This window comes from Streptomyces sp. NPDC028711, assembly GCF_055565415.1.
This window is the reverse complement of record NZ_JBVHUJ010000006.1, coordinates 420,171-436,750: the sequence shown is the minus strand read 5'-3', so window position 1 is coordinate 436,750 and position 16,580 is coordinate 420,171. Positions and strand designations below refer to the sequence as shown.

The 16,580-nt window shown below is 72.5% G+C and carries 20 protein-coding genes; all 20 read right to left on the bottom strand.

The window, feature by feature from the left end; genetic code table 11:
- A partial coding sequence (locus ACZ4VK_RS21895; protein WP_468354314.1) for a homocysteine S-methyltransferase family protein occupies positions 1-572 on the bottom strand: 572 nt, incomplete at its 3' end.
- Positions 569-1,378 (bottom strand): PfkB family carbohydrate kinase, encoded by an 810-nt coding sequence (locus ACZ4VK_RS21890; protein WP_468354312.1) that lies wholly within the window; start codon positions 1,376-1,378, stop codon positions 569-571. The genes ACZ4VK_RS21890 and ACZ4VK_RS21895, both read right to left, overlap by 4 nt.
- Before the next feature lies 1 nt (position 1,379).
- Complete coding sequence (gene metK, locus ACZ4VK_RS21885; RefSeq protein WP_468354310.1) at positions 1,380-2,633, bottom strand: methionine adenosyltransferase; 1,254 nt, start codon at positions 2,631-2,633, stop codon at positions 1,380-1,382.
- A complete protein-coding gene (locus ACZ4VK_RS21880; protein WP_468354308.1) occupies positions 2,630-3,655 on the bottom strand; it encodes a methyltransferase in 1,026 nt (341 codons plus the stop codon). Before ACZ4VK_RS21880 ends, metK begins: the two co-directional genes overlap by 4 nt.
- Before the next feature lie 59 nt (positions 3,656-3,714).
- Positions 3,715-3,930 (bottom strand): hypothetical protein, encoded by a 216-nt coding sequence (locus tag ACZ4VK_RS21875; protein ID WP_468354306.1) that lies wholly within the window; start codon positions 3,928-3,930, stop codon positions 3,715-3,717.
- A complete protein-coding gene (locus ACZ4VK_RS21870) occupies positions 3,923-4,252 on the bottom strand; it encodes a TcmI family type II polyketide cyclase (protein WP_468354304.1) in 330 nt (109 codons plus the stop codon). The genes ACZ4VK_RS21875 and ACZ4VK_RS21870 overlap by 8 nt, the downstream gene beginning before the upstream one ends.
- A 60-nt stretch (positions 4,253-4,312) precedes the next feature.
- Positions 4,313-5,443, bottom strand: a complete 1,131-nt coding sequence (locus ACZ4VK_RS21865; RefSeq protein WP_468354302.1) for an acyl-CoA dehydrogenase family protein — start codon at positions 5,441-5,443, stop codon at positions 4,313-4,315.
- Positions 5,444-5,487: 44 nt separating this feature from the next.
- Entirely contained in the window at positions 5,488-6,690 is a 1,203-nt protein-coding gene (locus tag ACZ4VK_RS21860; RefSeq protein WP_468354300.1) for an acyl-CoA dehydrogenase family protein, read from the bottom strand.
- Entirely contained in the window at positions 6,687-7,169 is a 483-nt protein-coding gene (locus tag ACZ4VK_RS21855) for an SRPBCC family protein (protein WP_468354298.1), read from the bottom strand. The genes ACZ4VK_RS21860 and ACZ4VK_RS21855 overlap by 4 nt, the downstream gene beginning before the upstream one ends.
- Position 7,170: 1 nt before the next feature.
- Positions 7,171-7,431, bottom strand: coding sequence for an acyl carrier protein (locus tag ACZ4VK_RS21850; RefSeq protein WP_468354296.1), 261 nt, complete (start codon positions 7,429-7,431; stop codon positions 7,171-7,173).
- Positions 7,432-7,472: 41 nt separating this feature from the next.
- Positions 7,473-8,720, bottom strand: coding sequence for a beta-ketoacyl synthase N-terminal-like domain-containing protein (locus ACZ4VK_RS21845; protein ID WP_468354294.1), 1,248 nt, complete (start codon positions 8,718-8,720; stop codon positions 7,473-7,475).
- Positions 8,717-9,979 (bottom strand): beta-ketoacyl-[acyl-carrier-protein] synthase family protein, encoded by a 1,263-nt coding sequence (locus ACZ4VK_RS21840; protein WP_468354292.1) that lies wholly within the window; start codon positions 9,977-9,979, stop codon positions 8,717-8,719. The genes ACZ4VK_RS21845 and ACZ4VK_RS21840 overlap by 4 nt, the downstream gene beginning before the upstream one ends.
- The gene (locus ACZ4VK_RS21835; protein WP_468354290.1) at positions 9,976-10,371 is read right to left on the bottom strand and encodes a cupin domain-containing protein; all 396 of its coding nucleotides are present in this window, start codon (positions 10,369-10,371) and stop codon (positions 9,976-9,978) included. Before ACZ4VK_RS21835 ends, ACZ4VK_RS21840 begins: the two co-directional genes overlap by 4 nt.
- 43 nt (positions 10,372-10,414) lie before the next feature.
- Positions 10,415-11,398, bottom strand: a complete 984-nt coding sequence (locus tag ACZ4VK_RS21830; RefSeq protein ID WP_468354288.1) for an amidohydrolase family protein — start codon at positions 11,396-11,398, stop codon at positions 10,415-10,417.
- Entirely contained in the window at positions 11,395-12,282 is an 888-nt protein-coding gene (locus ACZ4VK_RS21825; protein ID WP_468354286.1) for an NAD(P)-dependent oxidoreductase, read from the bottom strand. The genes ACZ4VK_RS21830 and ACZ4VK_RS21825 overlap by 4 nt, the downstream gene beginning before the upstream one ends.
- Complete coding sequence (locus tag ACZ4VK_RS21820) at positions 12,279-13,004, bottom strand: SchA/CurD-like domain-containing protein (protein ID WP_468354284.1); 726 nt, start codon at positions 13,002-13,004, stop codon at positions 12,279-12,281. The genes ACZ4VK_RS21825 and ACZ4VK_RS21820 overlap by 4 nt, the downstream gene beginning before the upstream one ends.
- Entirely contained in the window at positions 13,001-14,221 is a 1,221-nt protein-coding gene (locus ACZ4VK_RS21815) for an FAD-dependent monooxygenase (protein ID WP_468354282.1), read from the bottom strand. Before ACZ4VK_RS21815 ends, ACZ4VK_RS21820 begins: the two co-directional genes overlap by 4 nt.
- Entirely contained in the window at positions 14,218-14,517 is a 300-nt protein-coding gene (locus ACZ4VK_RS21810) for an antibiotic biosynthesis monooxygenase family protein (protein WP_468354280.1), read from the bottom strand. The genes ACZ4VK_RS21815 and ACZ4VK_RS21810 overlap by 4 nt, the downstream gene beginning before the upstream one ends.
- Positions 14,518-14,558: 41 nt before the next feature.
- Positions 14,559-15,674, bottom strand: coding sequence for a Gfo/Idh/MocA family protein (locus ACZ4VK_RS21805; protein WP_468354278.1), 1,116 nt, complete (start codon positions 15,672-15,674; stop codon positions 14,559-14,561).
- Positions 15,675-15,711: 37 nt separating this feature from the next.
- Positions 15,712-16,434: a flavodoxin family protein gene (locus ACZ4VK_RS21800; RefSeq protein WP_468354276.1), complete on the bottom strand. Its 723-nt coding sequence runs from the start codon at positions 16,432-16,434 to the stop codon at positions 15,712-15,714.
- Positions 16,435-16,580 lie beyond the last annotated feature (146 nt).

The window sequence follows — 16,580 nt, the reverse complement described above, 5'->3', positions numbered from 1 at the left end:
ACGGGCAGGTCCACGCCGGCCCGGTCCAGGGCCCGGCGGGCGCCGATGACGGCCGCCTTCGTCTGGAGCAGGTCCTGCGAGGTCTCGATGAGGAGAGCGTCCGCGCCGCCACGGATCAGGCCCTCCGCGTTCTGCTGGAAGGCCTCCCGCAGCGGCTCGTAGGTGACGTGGCCCAGGGTCGGCAGCTTCGTACCGGGGCCCATCGAGCCGAGGACCCAGCGGGGCCGGCCGTCGGCGGCCGTGTGCGCGTCCGCCGACGTACGGGCGATCCGGGCGCCGGCCTCGGACAGCTCGTACACCTGGTGCTCGATGCCGTACTCGGCGAGCGCCGCCAGGTTCGCCCCGAAGGTGTTGGTCTCGACGCAGTCCACACCCACGGAGAAATAGGCGTCGTGGACGGAGGCGACGATGTCGGGGCGCGTGAGGTTGAGGATCTCGTTGCAGCCCTCCAGCTGCCGGAAGTCGTCCATCGTCGGGTCGGCCGCCTGGAGCATCGTGCCCATCGCCCCGTCGGCCACCACCACCCGCTTCGCGAACTCCTCCCGCAGGCCGGAGGGATGTGTTCCGGTCATCCCGTGCCCACCCCCCGCTCCGTGATCTCCCGTGCCGCATCCGTTCCGTACGCGTCCGCGATCCGGGACGAGAACTCGGCGGGCACCAGCTTGTACTCCTGGGTCCCGACCGTTTCCAGCACGGTGACCGCCAGGGCGCAGCCCACCTGTGCCGAGCGCTCCGGGGGCAGTCCGCGTCCCAGGCCGGCCAGGTAGCCGGCGCGGAACGCGTCGCCGCCGCCCGTCGGGTCGGCCACGCGGTCCGTCGGCACCGCGGGGACGTTGCGGGCTGCGGATCCTGAGGCCATGACGGACACTCCGGAGCCGCCGCGGGTGACGATCCACGTGCCGACGCGGTCCAGGACCTGCCGTTCCGTCCAGCCCGTGCGCTCCTGCAGCAGCGCGGCCTCGTACTCGTTGGTGAAGAGCAGTACCGCCCCGTCGACGAGTCGGCGCGCCTCCTCGGCACCGATCCGGGCGAGCTGCTGCGAGGGGTCCGCTGCCCGGTCGATGCCCAGCCGCCGACTCTCGGCGGTGTGCCGCAGCATGGCTTCGGGGTCGTCGGGGGACACGACCACGAGATCGAGCCCGCCGACGCGCTCCACGACCTCCGACAGCGCGATCTCACGCGCCTCGGCCATCGCTCCGGCGTAGAAGACGGCTATCTGGTTCTGGTCGGAGTCCGTCGTGCACATGAACCGCGCGGTGTGGCGTGTGCGGCTCACCTTCACCGAGTCCAGCCGCTCGGGGAGAAGCTGTTCGGTGAAGCGTCCGGGGAAGACGGTGAGATGGTCGGTGGCGATGGAGCCCGTGACCGCTGTCCGCATCTCAGGTCCCCACGATCTCGCGCAGAGCGTCGACCCGGTCGGTCCTCTCCCAGGTGAAGTCGGCCGAGGGTCGCCCGAAGTGGCCGTACGCCGCGGTCTGTGCGTAGATCGGCCGGAGCAGGTCGAGATCACGGATGATGGCGGCCGGGCGGAGGTCGAACACCTCGGCGATGGCGGCCTCGATCCGGTCCATGGCCACGGTGTTCGTCCCGAAGGCCTCCACGAAGAGACCGACCGGCTCGGCCTTGCCGATCGCGTACGCCACCTGCACCTCGCAGCGGCGGGCGAGACCGGCCGCGACGACGTTCTTGGCGACCCAGCGCATCGCGTACGCCGCCGAACGGTCCACCTTGGAGGGGTCCTTGCCGGAGAACGCGCCGCCGCCGTGGCGGGCCATCCCGCCGTACGTGTCCATGATGATCTTGCGACCGGTCAGGCCGGCGTCGCCCATCGGGCCGCCGATCTCGAAGCGGCCCGTCGGGTTCACGAGCAGCCGGTAGTCCTCGCAGTCCAGCTTGATGCCGTCGTCGTTCAGCGCCTTGAGGACGGGCTCGACGACGAACACCCGGATGTCGGGGGCGAGCAGGGAGTCGAGGTCGATGCCCGGGGCGTGCTGGGAGGAGACGACGATCGTGTCGAGGCGTACGGCCCGGTCGCCGTCGTACTCGATGGTGACCTGTGTCTTGCCGTCCGGGCGGAGGTAGGGCATGGTCCCGTTCCCGCGGACCTCCGACAGGCGGTGGGAGAGGCGGTGGGCGAGGTGGATCGGGAGCGGCATGAGTTCCGGCGTGTCGTCGCACGCGTAACCGAACATGAGGCCCTGGTCGCCCGCGCCCTGCTCGTCCAGTTCGTCTGCGGCGTCCTCGGCCGGGGAGGCGGTGCGGACGCGTTTCTCGTACGCGGTGTCCACTCCCCGGGCGATGTCGGGGGACTGCGCGCCGATCGAGACGGACACCCCGCAGGAGGCGCCGTCGAAGCCCTTGGCCGACGAGTCGTAGCCGATCTCCAGGATCTTCTCGCGTACGAGCCGCGCGATCGGGGCGTACGCCTTGCTCGTGACCTCGCCGGCTACGTGGACGAGGCCGGTCGTGATCAGGGTCTCCACAGCGACGCGGGAGCCGGGGTCCTCGCTGAGGAGGGCGTCGAGGATCGTGTCGCTGATCTGGTCGGCGATCTTGTCGGGATGGCCCGCCGTGACGGACTCCGAGGTGAAGAGGCGCAGCCCCTTGCTCCGGTGAGGTCGTGCGCCGGTCATCGTTCGTTCCTCTCGTCGGGGTGGATCGCGGTCGCCTGGATCAGGGCCTCGGCCCACGGGGCCTCCGGCCCGAACTCGGGCATCTGAGTGCCGGTGATGCGGAAGCCCGCGCGGTCCAGCAGCGCCGTCAGTTCGTCGAGGGTGCGTTCCTGGCCCCCGAGCACGACCAGCATCTGCAGGTCGGAGAACTTCCCCGGGTGGAAGCCGGCGACGTCGGGGATCACCTTGTCGATGAGGATCAGCCGGGCTCCCCGCGGCATCGCCTCGCGTACGGTGCGCAGGATGCGCAGCGAGTCCTCGTCGTTCCAGTCGTGGATGACGCGGGACAGGATGTAGCTGTCCCCGCCGGTGGGGACGGAGTCGAAGAAGCTCCCTCCCCTGACTTCGGCACGGTCGCGCACGCCTCGGGAGGCGAGGAGTTCGGGGGCCTGGGCGACGCCCTCGGGCGTGTCCAGGAGTATGCCCTTGAGCTGCGGGTTCCGCTCCAGGATGTGGGCCAGGAGTCCCCCGGCGCCGCCGCCGACGTCCACGACGACCTGGTCCGTTCCGAAGTCGCAGCGGTCGACGGTCTGGGTCGGGGCTCCCGTCCTGGCCATGGCGTTGAAGGAGGTGCTGGCGCCCGAGTCCCGTGCCAGGTAGGCGAAGTGCGACATGCCGTAGACGTGGTCGAAGGCGGCTTCGCCGGTGCGTACGGTGTGCATCACGTCGGCCCAGGCGCGGAAGCTCTCCTCGCCGTTGACGATGATGAAGTGCCGCAGACCGCGCGGAGCGTCGGAGCGCAGGGCGGCGCCCATCGGTGTCGTATCGAAGACGTGTCCGGGGTGTTCGTGCAGGACTCCGAGGGCCGCGAGGGCCCGGCAGAAGCGGTACAGCGCCCCGGGGTGCGTGCCGGTCTCCTTCGCGAGGTCGTCGCTGGACCGGGGGCCCTCACGGAGCGCGTCCGCGAGGCCCAGTTTGGCCGCGACGTACAGACTCTGGAAGGCCCACGGGGCCGTGGCGACGACGAGTTCGTTGAGCGCCACGGCGTCCGGGGGGCCTGGTACTCCCCGCCTCGGCAGGCCGGTCTGTCGCGGGTCGCCGCTCATGGGGTCCCTTTCTCATGACGTCGGTCGGTGAGGACGGCGTACAGCGGCACTCCGCCGTACCACCACCCGAGGTGGAAGAGGCCGGCGGCGACCGTGCACCAGATCCGGTACGCGGGAGACGCGTCGGACGGCGCCTGGTAGCCGTGGGCGAAGGGATCCGCCAGGCTGTGGCGCCTTCGGTACGCGGTGACCCGGGGCTCCACCTCAGGCATCGCGTTCCCAGCGGTAGAACTCGTGGGCCATGGCGTCCCTGGGCTCGCGCCAGGTCTCGGGGTCGTACGCGGACACGAAGGGGCCCAGTTCCTCGCTGATGCGCCGGAACTCCCGGTGCTTCTTGTTCCGGGTCACGGCTTCCTCGACGGGATCGTCGCCCTCCACCAGGTGGAGGTAGACCTCACCGAACTGGAAGAGGCTCCGCGAGCGGACGCCGATGGTCTGCGGAAGGTCGGATTCGCGGTCGGAGCGTCCGAAGATTCCGGCGATGTCAGGGGCGGCGTCGGGGAGCATGCGGGCGACGATCAGGCTTCGGTACATCTTTCTCTCCTGGTTCGGGGCCGACGGAGGGGCGGGGTCGACGGGTGCGGCCGGTGCGGGTCAGATGAGGTGATCGGGGACGCGCTGGTCGAGCAGGACCGAGCCCACGCGACGCTGCGCCTCCAGACCGAAGGCGATGTGCTGGGCGGCGGTCTGGACGTCGCGGAAGTAGCGCTGGAGCGGCGCCCTGTCGTACAGCTGGCTCGCGCCGCACGCGCGCATGGCGGAGTCGGCGACGTCGAGCGTGGCCCGCATGGCGTGCTGGACCGCCCCGGTCAGCCGGGCACGGGAACGCGGGGTGGCGACGCCGTCCTGGGTCTCCTCCCACACCCGGCCGACGGCCTCGTGGACGTAGGCGCGGGCGGACCCGACGGCGGCCTCGCAGCGGGCGATCTCCGCCTGCACGATGGGCGTCTCGGCGAGGAGCGTCCGCTCCGTGTTGCGCTTGCCGAGGACGATCTCGCGGTACTCGTCCACGATGCGCCGGGCCGCGCCGAGGGGGAATCCGGCCATCGCGACCAGCAGGTAGCTCATGTACGGGAGTCGGTACAGCGGTCCTTCCTCGCGTGCCGGACCGAACGGATCGAAGGTGAACCGGTGGGGAACGAGGACGTCGGTCGCCTCGATGTCGTGGCTGCCCGTACCGCGCAGCCCGGCGACGTGCCAGGTGTCGTGGACGGTGACGGCGGCCCGGGGCAGCAGGGCGAAGCGCGGGGGGCCCTCGGCCGGCCGGTACCCCGCGACGAGGTGGTCGGAGAGCCCGCAGCCGCTGGTGTAGGGCCAGCGGCCGGTGAGCCGTATCCCGCCCTCGCCGGTGTCGACGGCCGTGCCGAGCGGTGCCATCGAACCGGTGATCAGCGGGTGGGGGGTGCCCGCGACGATCTCCTGGGCGGCGTCGCGCTCCAGCCAGGCCAGATAGCCGGCGCCCTGGCCGATCAGCACGGTCCAGCCGGTGGCCGCGTCGCCCCGGCTCAGCTCCTCGACGACACGGGTGATGGTGAGCGGGTCGGTCTCGAGTCCGCCGAGCGAGGCCGGCGTCATGAGGCCGAACAGACCCGCCTCACGCAGCTCGGCCACCAGGTCCGCCGGAACGGTCCGGCCGGCTTCCACCTCCAACGCACGGCCCGGCAGCGTCGCCGCCAGGCGGACGGCCTCCTCGACCGGGGAGCTCTCCAGTGTGGTGACGGACATAGTCTCTGCCTCACTTGTTCTCGGTTGCGGCTGGGTGGGGCCGTTCACACGCCGAAGAACGCGGGTGCGGTCTGCAGGCCGAGCCGGGCGTTGGCGATGCGTTTGCGGGAGTCGAAGGAGAAGGCCACGTGCTGCGACCCGGCGACCAGGTCGCGCATGCAGCGCTGGAGGGGGTTGGTGTCGAGTACGGCGGCTGTTCCCGCGAGCCGGAACAGTCCCTGCACCAGCTCCCGGCCGACGTCGTAGACGTGGATGATCGCGGCGGCCAGCCGGGCCCGCGCCGCGTAGTCGAGCTCGTCGTGGGCGAGCTCGCCCAGGAGCTCGTCCAGGGTTCCCAGGAGGTGCCGTCGGGCGGCGTCCAGGGCGGTTTCGTGTGTGAGCAGGGCCACCTGGACGGCGGGGTCCTCGATGTACGCCTTGCCGTTGCCGTGCAGCGTGCGCTCGGCGAGCTGGCTGCGGGTCTCGTCGAGGGCGCGGCGGGCGACCCCGAGCGGAAAGCCCGACATCACGGTGAGCAGAAGGTTGTAGGCGGTGAGCCGGTAGAGCGGGTCGTCGTACGTGGCACGGGCGAAGTAGGGCACCGAGGTGTGGGCGAGGGGGAGGTCGATGCCCTTCGCGAGGATGTCGTGGCTGCCGGTGCCCTGAAGTCCGGCGACGTGCCAGGTGTCGTCGATCTCCGCCTGGTCCGCCGGGAAGTACGCGACTCCCATGACCGGGGCGCCCCAGTCGTTCGTCTTCGGTTTCCCGCCCTCCATGACGATGAAGCCGCCCATGTACCAGTGGGCGTGGAGGCTGCCGCTGCCGAAGGGCCACCGCCCGGTGAGGGTGTATCCGCTGCCGTCCGCCTTGGGCACGGCCTGGCCGAGCGGGGCCTGGCCGCCGGCCACGATCATGTCCGGGGTGTCGGCCAGGATGCGCCGGGAGACCTCGGGTTCCAGCCAGGCGAGGAAGGCGTTGCCGATGTTCCCGATGAGCAGCGACCAGCCGGTCGCTCCGTCGCCGCGGGACACCTCCTCGATGATCTCGACGATGGTGCGGGGTGCGGCCCCGGTCCCGCCGAGCGCCACCGGCATGGCGAGGCGGAACAGGTCGTGCTCGGTGAACTCCTTGACCAGATCGGCGGGGAGGGTGCCGGACGACTCGATCTCGAGGGAGCGGGCCGGGAGTCCGGCCGCGATCCTGCGGGCGGACTCCAGCAGGGCCCTGTCCGCTCCGTGCGCGGTGCCCGCTGCGATGCCGTCGGTCATGAGCGCGTCTCCTTCGCTCGGGCGATGCCCTCCGCGGCGCGCGCCTCGACGCGCCGGCGGATCAGGTCCATCTGCGCCACGCTGTTGCGGTTGATGTTGTCGGTCATCCAGGCGTCGTCCACGGGCGCTTCGGGCTTCATCGCGAAGTCCTGCCGCCATTCCATGCGGACACCGCCGGGGACCTCGCTGTAGGCCCAGTGGATGTTCATGTAGGTGAAGTTGCCGGTCTCGACGCGGTGTGCCCTGACGGTGCGCGTCTCGGGGTCGGCCTCGCGCTGCGAGACCCAGCTCCACGTCCGGCCCTGCTCGTCGGGATGCATGGTCAGCCGGAAGACCACACGGTTGCCGTCGCGCTCGAGGATGTCGGCGGAGGCGTACTCGCTGAACAGCCGGGGCCAGTTCTCGACGTCGTTGGTCATCTCCCAGACGAGGTCCATGGGTGCGGCGATGACCACGGAGTTGCTGGTGCTGCCGGGCATGTCAGGCCGCCGATCGCAGGAGGGCGTTGGTCGTGGCGAGCAGCTCGTCCGGGGACGAGCACCGCTCGGCGTCCGGGCCGAGCTGGATGCCGAGGATCTGCTCCAGTTCGGCGACGATGCCGAGGAGCCCCAGCGAGTCGACACCGAGGTCCTGGAAGGTGGGGTGTTCGGTCCGGAGGGCGGCCGCGTCGGTGGGTGCTCCCGCGCACCGGGTGATCACCTCGGCGAGCTCCTCGTGGCTGAGGACCGTGGTTGGGGACATGCTTCTCCTCCAGATGGGCGTGGGTGTGGCGTCCAGGTGGGTCAGGTCCGGTCGGTGCGCAGGACGAGCGCGGAGTTGCCGCCGGCGATGCCCCGGGCGAGGACCAGGGCGGCCCGGGTGCCGGTCGGGCGGGGCCCGCCGGTCACCAGGTCGATGCCGAGGTCGGTGCCGTCGGCGTACGGGGTAGGAGGGATCAGGCCGTGGCGGAGGGTGAGGGTCGCGAGGACCACGTCGAGGGCGGCCGCCCCCGCGTAGGCCCGTCCGTAGCCGGCCTTGGGGACGGTGACGGGGAGGGTGCCGAGGGTGGGGCCGAAGACGGCGCGCAGCGCTTCCGCCTCGGCGTGGTCGGCGGCGGGGACGCCCAGCCCGTCGGCGAAGACGACACCGATGTCCCCGGGCGGGCACTCCGCCTCGTCGAGGGCCGCGGTGATGGCTTTGGCGAGGCCCTCCGCGCTCAGTTCGTGGTTCAGGGCTCCGGTGTGCGTGGTGCCGTGCCCCGCGACGCGCACCGGGGGCCGGGAGCCCGCGCCGCGCGCCGGGGACCGGGAGCCCTCGCCGCGCAGTCCCTCCTCCTCGACGACGAGCATGGCGCCGCCCTCCGCCGGGACGAATCCGTGTGCCCCGGTGCCGAAGGGCAGGTAGGCGCGGTCCGGTTCCGTCGCGTCGCTGAGCAGTCCGTGCCCGTACTGGCAGGCCATGGAGAACGGGGCGAACGGCGCCTCGGCCCCGCCCACGAGCATGGCCGCGGTGCCGTAGCGGATGTCCCGGGCGGCGTGCGCGATGGCGTCGAGGCCGCCGGACTCGTCGGCGACGAGAACGCCGCAGGGGCCCTTGAGCCCGTGGCGGATGGACAGCTGGCCGGTACTCGCCGCGTAGAACCAGGCGATGGACTGGTAGGGGCCGACGTGGGTGGGACCCTTGCTCCACAGCCGCGCGATCTCACGCTGCCCGAACTCGACCCCGCCGGCGGCACTGGCGGTCACCGCTCCGAAGGAGTAGGGCGGCAGCGTGTCGGGGCTCAGCTCGGCGTCCGCCAGGGCGAGATCGGCCGCGGCGAGCGCGAACTGGGTGAACCGGTCGGTCTGTACGGTGATGCGCGAATCGATGGACTGGGCCGGGTCGTAGTCCCGCACCTCCCCCGCGACCGCCAGGGGATATCCGTCGGACGGGTACCGGGAGAGCCTGCCGAGGACGCCACGGCCTTCGAGCGCGGAGCGCCAGAAGGCGTCGGTGCCCACGCCGGAGGGAGCGATCACTCCCATGCCGGTGATGATGGTCCGTCGGGTCATCGCGCGTGCTCCCCCGGCGTGAGGACGACGGCCGACTGGAACCCGCCGAAGCCGCTGCCCACCGAGAGGATGTTGCGCAGGCGGGCCGGGCGTGCCTCGATCGGCACGTAGTCGAGGTCGCAGTCGGGGTCCGGGACCTCGAGGTTGGCGGTCGGCGGCACCGCTTCGTTCTCCATCGCCAGGACGCAGGCGGCGAGCTCGATGGCGCCGATGGCACCGAGCGAGTGTCCGACCATCGACTTGATGGAGCTGACGGGGGTCTCGTAGGCGTGCGAGCCGAGTGCCCGCTTGACGGCCGCGGTCTCGTGACGGTCGTTCTGCTGGGTGCCGGAGCCGTGGGCATTGACGTAGTCGACGTCCGCGGGGTCCACCCGGGCGTGGTACAGGGCCTGGTCGATGGCTTCGGCCATTTCCAGTCCCTCCCTGGTCAGACCGGTCATGTGGTAGGCGTTGCCCCGGGTCGCGAAGCCGCTCACCCGGCAGCGTGCCCGTGCCCCGCGGCGGCGGGCGTGTCCGGCCTCCTCCAGCACCAGGACGGCGGCGCCCTCTCCGAGCACGAATCCGTCGCGGGTGCGGTCGAAGGGCCGGGAGGCGTGGGCCGGGTCGTCGTTACGGGTGGAGGTGGCCCGGATGGCGTCGAAGCAGGCCACCGTGATCGGGGAGACGGGGGATTCCGCCGCGCCCGCGATGACGATGTCGGCCTTGCCCTCCTCGATGAGCCGCAGACCGTAACCGATCGCGTCGAGCCCGGAGGTGCAGCCGGTGGACACCGTGTGCACGGCGCCCCGGGCTCCGACGGCCTCGGCGACCTCCCCGGACAGGGGGGCCGGCGAGAACACCCGGAACAGGTCGCTGGAGACCTTGCGGTGGTCGACCGCCCAGGTGGCGCCCCGGGCGCTGGCGGCGACGTACTCGGCCTCGAGCTGTGTGGTGCCGCCGACGGCGCTGCCCATCGAGACGGCGGTGCGCCAGGACAGCTCCTCGTCGGTTCCGAGGCCGGCCTCGGCGACGGCCTCCAGGGCCGCGGCCACGCCGAACTGCACGTACCGGTCCATACGCGAGATCTGTTCCGGGGCGAGTACGGTCCCGGCGTCGAAGTCGCATTCGGCTGCTATCCGGGAACGGAAGCCCGCGGGGTCGAAGAGGGTGATCCCCCGGGTGGCGGTGCGGCCGGAGGAGAGGAGCTCCCAGAAGGCCTTCGCGCCGGTGGCTCCCGGGGCTACGACTCCCACGCCGGTGACGACCGCCTGACGGGTCACGACAAGACCTCGGTGTCGACGTGGCCCAGCTCGGGGCGGGGCGCCAGCGGACCGAGGTGGAACACGATCCGCGCCTCCTCGTCACCGGTGTTGCGGACGCGGTGCCGGACGCCGATGGGGACCAGGAGGCCCTGGCCGGCGTGCGCCTCGTGGGGCACGCCGTCGAGGTCGACGGTGACCTCGCCGGTGGTGAGGTACAGGAACTCCTCGGAGTACGGGTGGTAGTGCTCCACCACGCGCTCTCCGGGCTTGAGGATCGCCACGCCCATGAAGCCCGAGGTGGACCCGACCGTGCCGGGGCTGAGCAGGGTGCGCATGTCGCCGCCGCGCTTGCGGTTGGCGGGGACCTCGTCGATCGAGACGATACGGATGGTGGGCTTGCTTGTGGTCACGGATGCTCCAAGTGGTACGGGAAGGGACGGGGACGGTGGTCGGTCAGGCGCCGGCCGGGACCGGGCGCGGCAGGCTCGCGCCGAACAGCGCGCGGGCGTTCCCCTCGCGAACGGCCTGCCGGTCCGTCTCGGGGACGTCGAGGCGCTCGACGAGCCGGAGCCCTTCGGTGACGGAAGTGCCGGGAAGGGGCGGGGAGTCGGTGCCGTACAGGACCTTGTCGGGGCCGAAGACGCGCAGGGCGAGCTCGACGGCCGCGGTGCTCGGGGTGGCGGTGTCCACCCAGAGGCGTCCGAGGTAGCTGCTGGGCGGCCGGGGCAGCGGAGGGGCGCCGGGGCCGGGGCGCGGGCCGGGGCCCCGCTGCCAGTGCTCGGGCGACCAGGCACGGTCGAGCTTCTCCGCGAGCAGGGCGAGGGCGCCGCCCGCACCCTGGCCGATGAGACGCAGGCCGGGGTGGCGCTCCAGCCAGCCGCCGAGTACGCAGCAGGCGAGGCCGATCGTGACGTCGGCGAACCGGCCGAGCTGTTCCACGGCCATGAGGTCCGCGAGTCCGGCGCCCGCGGCGGGTGCGGCGGGTGCGTGCAGGAGCACGGGGGCCTCGGTCTCGGCGGCGAGGGCGAAGAAGTCGGCGGCGTCGGGGTGGTCGAGGTAGCGGCCCGCGACGCTGCTGTTCGCGATGAGTCCGACGAACTCGTCGTCGGCCAGCCGCGCGCGGACGGCCGCGAGGTGCGCGTCGCCCCCGAACGGGTTCACGTAGACGTAGGCCCGCAGGTGGTTCGGGTGGCGGGCGACCAACTCGCCGAGCCAGTCGTGGAAGCGGGCCAGTTCCTCCTCGGTCTGCGCGTAGTTGTCGACCCCCGGCAGGGGAACCATCGCGCCGCCCCCGACCGGGCTGCCGATGATCGTCAGATCGACGCCGGCGGCCAGCTTCGTCTCGATCATCGCCTCCGCGTCGCCGAGCGAGCGAGGCATGGGGTATCTGCGCAGCGACTCCGGCGGGCTGAGATGGCCGTGCACGTCGATGGTCACGGCTTGCTCCCCTCCCCGTCGGCAGCGGTGAGGGTGCGGCCGACGGCGGCGCAGTCCAGGTCTCCGTCGCCGCGGCGCACGGCCTGCTCGTGGGTGGCCAGGGCGCTCTCGACGAGGGGCAGACGGAGGCCGGTGCGGTCCGCCTCGGCCACCGCGAGTCCGAGGTCCTTGGCCATGAGCCGGAGGCGGAAGTCGGGCTTGTCGTAGCGGTCCGCGGCGAGCCGCCGGGCCTTGAAACCCATGACCGGCGTGGCGAATCCGCTGACCGTGATGGCGTCGAGCACGGCCTGGCGCGGCAGTCCGGTCGCCTCGCCGAGTGCGGTCGCCTCGGCCATGGCCTGTACCTGGATGCCCATCAGGGCGTTCATCAGCAGCTTCAGCCGCATGCCGTCGCCCGGCCCGCCGACGTGCACCACCTGCTTGGCGATGAGGTCGAGGACGTCCTGGGCCCGCGCCAGGTCCTTCTCGGTTCCTCCGGCGTAGACCCGCAGTTCGCCGTTCCTGGCGTGCTCGCCGTTGCCGAGCAGGCCCAGGTCGAGCACCGTGGGCGTACGCTCGCGCAGGACACGCAGGAGATCCGGGGCGATCGTGCTCGCCGAGGCGAGAACCCCGTCGATGGGGCCGTCTCCGAGGACGCCGTCCGGGCCCAGCAGCACCTGTTCGGTGGCCGCGCCGTCGGCGAGGGAGACGAGGACGACATCCGCGTGGCGGGCCGCCTCGGCGGGAGTCCGCGCCACCGTCGCGCCGAGCGCGCGGAGGGCTTCGGCGGGCTCCGGCGAGCGGTTCCACACGGTGAGCGAGACCCCTCGGTCCAGGAGGCGGCGGGCGATGCCGCCGCCCATGACGCCCAGGCCGAGCACGGCCGCGGTGGTTCCGGAGCTCATGCCGGCACTCCGATCCGGCGGTCCGTGAGGAGGGGAGCGGAGATGCGGTCAAGGAAGGCCCTGAAGCCGTCCTTGTCGTCGAGGTTCTCGGTGGACTCGATCAGCTCGGCCAGTTTGTCGCCGCCGTGGCGGGTGGCGGCCTCGGCGATCCGGTCGAGGGCGTCCTCGATGTCGCCCTGCGCCTCGACCAGGCGCAGGACCACGTCTCCGCGCCGGAAGATCGTGGTGCGGGCGAGGGTGGTGGGGACGTCCGGGCGCAGCACCCGGGTGCCGGTGAGGAGTTCGGCGAGCTCGCCGCCCCGCCCCTGCCGGGCCGGGTAGAGCAGTCCGACGCGGTTCTCGGAGGCCTCGGGGCCGCCGGGCAGCAGGTGGGCGGGGGTGTGCCGGTCGTGGACGACCGGGAGGAGTGCCCGGTGCAGGAAGGCGAGGGCTCCGTCGGCTCCGGACAGGTCCCGGGGCTCCTCCAGGTGTGGGTCGAGGGCCTCCTCGACTGCCTTGATCATGGGCTGGCTTCCCAGGTGCGCCATGACGGTGCTGAGCTTTCCGTCGACGTCGATCACCCGGATCACCCGGTTCCCGGCGAGGAACACGGAGGTCCTGCGCAGCAGTGCGGGACCGCCCGGCCGTTGCCCCGCTGCCGGACGGCCGTAGCCGGACAGGATGCGGGCGACCTCGGGTTCGGTTCCCGGTTTCACGGTGAAGGTGAGTGCGTAGCGGTTCATCTGGCGCTCCTGGAGCCGGCGGTGGATGCCGGGCCCAGCCCCTGGCGGCTGAGCCATTCGGCCTCGGTGGTGGCGTGCAGACGGCGGTCGCGCAGCGCGACCTGTTCGGGGTCTCTTTCGTGGTGGAGGCGACCCAGGTGCCATGCGGCCTGCGCGACTCCGGTGGCCGCCGGGAAGCGCTGCTCCTCGAAGGCGTGGAGCCGCTCGCCGAGGGCGTGCCGCTCGCGCAGGTCGACGCCGCCCAGTACGGGGCCGAGCGCCGCGGCGTCCAGCAGCGCCTGCCCGCCTCCCTGGCCGGTGGTGGGCACCATGGGGTGGGCCGCGTCGCCGATGAGCAGGGTGCGTGCGGTGGACCAGCCGGCGTGTGGCGGCCGGTCGACGATCGGCGTGCGGACGACCCGGTGCGACGGCGTCGCCTCGACGAGCCCGGCGGCCGGGGACTGCGCGGTCCGGAAGGCCTCGGCGAGAAGGGCGTGCTCCTCGGCCGTGTGGGCGGAGCCCTCCGGGCGGTCGGCGAGTCCCGCGTCCTTCTGCGCCTCGTCGGAGAGCGTCGCGACCCAGTACGTGCGTCCGCCCGGCAGTGGCCAGGAGCCGAAGGTGGCGCCGGCGCCGAGTGTCTGACGTGCCGTGGGCACGGTGTCATCGGTGAGGACTTCGTCGCTGACCGCCCGCCAGGCGGTGAAGCCCGCCGCGCGCAGCGGTGCGTCCCCGTGCATATGGCGCCGGATCGCCGAGTGCAGGCCGTCAGCCCCGATGAGCAGGTCGCCGCTCTCGCGTGTTCCGTCGGCGAGCAGGATCTCGACTCCGGCGTCGGTCTCGCGGTACCCCACCGCGGTGGCTCCGCGGCGCAGCTCCCCGGCGGGAAAGGCCCCGTGGAGAACCTGGTGGAGGCGGGCGCGCGGCAGGGTGATGCTCGGCGCGCCGAACGCCTCGGAGACCTTGGTCTGCGGCCAGCCGCCGATGCGCTCGCCGCGCCAGTCCAGCAGCTCCCACCGGTGGACCTCCGCGCCGGCCTCGACGACCGGGCCGTCGAGGCCGAGGGACCGCAGGGCCAGTACGGCCGTCGGGTGCAGGCCGAGTGCCGAGCCCGCGGCGGCGAGGGGGTCGCCGGCCCGCTCGAAGACGGTCACGTCGAAGCCGGCCTGTCGCAGGGCGATGCCCGTGGCGAGGCCCGCGATGCCGGCGCCCGCGATCAGGACGCGTCCCCGGCCGCTCATCGGATCCCGGTCTTCTGCCGGGTCTCGCGCCGCACGGTGAAGCGCAGCGACCGGCGGCTGGTGGTCTCCGCGACGAGCGGCATCGCCAGCTCCCGGTGCCCCTCCCCCGCCTCCCAGGCGAGGAAGTCCTCGGCGCTGCGCCACTCGCTGGTGATGACCCACTCCTGGGGGTCGGTCAGCGACTGGCACACCTGGTCCATGAGGTGTCCGGGGACGTTCGCCACGTCGGCGCAGATGCGGTCGTAGGCGGCGAGGAAGCGGCCCTGGGCCTCTTCCTCGACCGTCAGGAAGAACATGACTCTCAGGTGACTGCTCGGCACCGTGGGTGCTTGCGCGCTCACACTTCCTCCCAGCGTCGGGTCGTATGGCTGCGTTTGACGGCGTCGACGATGCGTGCGACGTGCCAGCCGTCCTCGAGGGTGGGGTGGTCCTGCGGGATGCCGGTCCGGATGGACGTGAGGAAGGCCGTGCTGAGCCGTTCCCAGCGGCGCAGGCCCACTTCGTGCCGCGTGTTGGCCCCGGAGCCTGACGTTCCGTCCACGGCGAGCCGTTCCGCCGGTCCGCCGAGGGGCTGGAAGGTCAGCCCGTCCGTACCGCCCCAGGTCAGGGCGCCGTCGTCACCGATGACGGTGATCTGTTCCTCCGCCGGTCCGGTGAGGTGGGTGGACTCCCACAGCCGCACCCGCACGCCGGTGCTCAGCTCGGCGAGGATGTCGTAGCCGACGTCGGCGGTGACCTCAGCGGTCGGCAGTCCGACGGGCTCGCGGCCGTGGTTGTCCCTGGCCCAGGCGAAGGCGTCGAGGGTGTTGTGGAAGTCGGGGCCGACCGGCGCGGTGCGCACGTCGTGCAGGAGCCGGCCGGTCAGCGCGGTGAACTCCGCGTCCAGCAGCCAGCGGAGACGGTCGATGACGTGGGTGCCGTGCTGCATGAGCCCGCCGCCGCCCGCCGACTCGTCGTAGATCCAGTTCATGGCCATGCGCGGCGCACCGAGTGCGCAGGTGCTGTGGACTTCGCGCAGCCGGCCCACGTGTCCGGCCCGCAGGAGGTCCCGCATCCGGGAGAGGCCGGGGTCGCCGCGCCAGATGAAGCCGGTGGCGTGGTGGACGCCCTGCTTGACGGCCGCCGCGAGCATCTCCTCCGCCTCGGCCGCCGTCATGGCCACGGGCTTGTCGCACAGGACGTGACAGCCCGCTTCGACGGCCTCGATGACCTGCCGGTGGTGGGCGGGCGGGGGCGAGGCGATGGACACCACGTCCGGCCGTGCCTCGCGCAGGAGCGCGGCGAGGCTGTCGGCGACCACCGGCACGTCGTAGCGGGCCGCGAGCTGCTCGGCCCGGCTCCGGGTGCGGCTGAAGACGCCCACCAGTTCCGCGCCCGCGCGCCGGAATCCTTCCAGGTGCAGTCCGCCGGCCCAGCCTGCGCCGACCACTGCCACTCGTGTTCTCGCGTTCATCGGGGCCTCTCGCCTCATTGGTGGGGGAGCTCGGGTTTCACGCGCGCCGGGAGTCCACGGCGGCGAGGGCCCCCGCGGGGCCGGTGCGGGCGTTGGACGCCCAGAGCTCGCGGGTGGACGGCAGGCCGGCGGAGGCGTGCCGCCCGGCCAGCCGGGCGATCCTGTCGCCCACGAAACGTGCCGCCTCGATCTGGTCGGCCGTCAGGCGGCCCGAGTCCGGGGCCGTCAGGGACAGGCCGTAGGGGTTGCCGCCGATCCTGCGCAGTACGGGATGGGTGTATCCGGTGGGGACGATCAGCGAGCCCCAGTGGAACATCGTGTGATACAGCGCGAGCAGCGCGGCTTCCTGGCCCCCGTTGGGCAGCGAGGCGCTGGTGAACCCGGTGACGGGCTTGTCGGCCAGCCGGCCGTGCAGCGCCAGGGGGCTCGTGGTGTCCAGGAACGCCTTCAGCGGGGCCGCGATGTTGCCGAACCACGTCGGGGTCCCGATCAGCAGCCCGTCCGCCCAGTCGAGGTCGTCGAGTGTCGGCGCGGCGGGCCGTCCGGCCGGCGCCGGGGAATCGGGGTCGGCGGACTCGCTCTGCGTGCCCAGGGCCCGTACGCGGACTTCCGCGTTCCGTGCCGTGGCCCCTTCCGCCAGGTGCTCGGCGGCCTGCGAGATCACCCCGCTCGAGCTGAAGTAGATGATGGCGATTCGGGGTTGCATGTCCTGCTGCCCTTCCTCTCCCTTGCGGGGCGGCTCCTCGGCCGCCCCGTTCATGAGTCATCCTCCGGGGAGAGGCGGTGCGGGGGCGTCAGAGCAGTACCGTCACAATCTCCGTCACTCCGTGCCGTCGTGGTCGTCACTCGGTGCAGGCTCGCGGTCCGGGGCGGTGCGGGCTCGCCGTCCGGGGCGGTGCGGGCGTC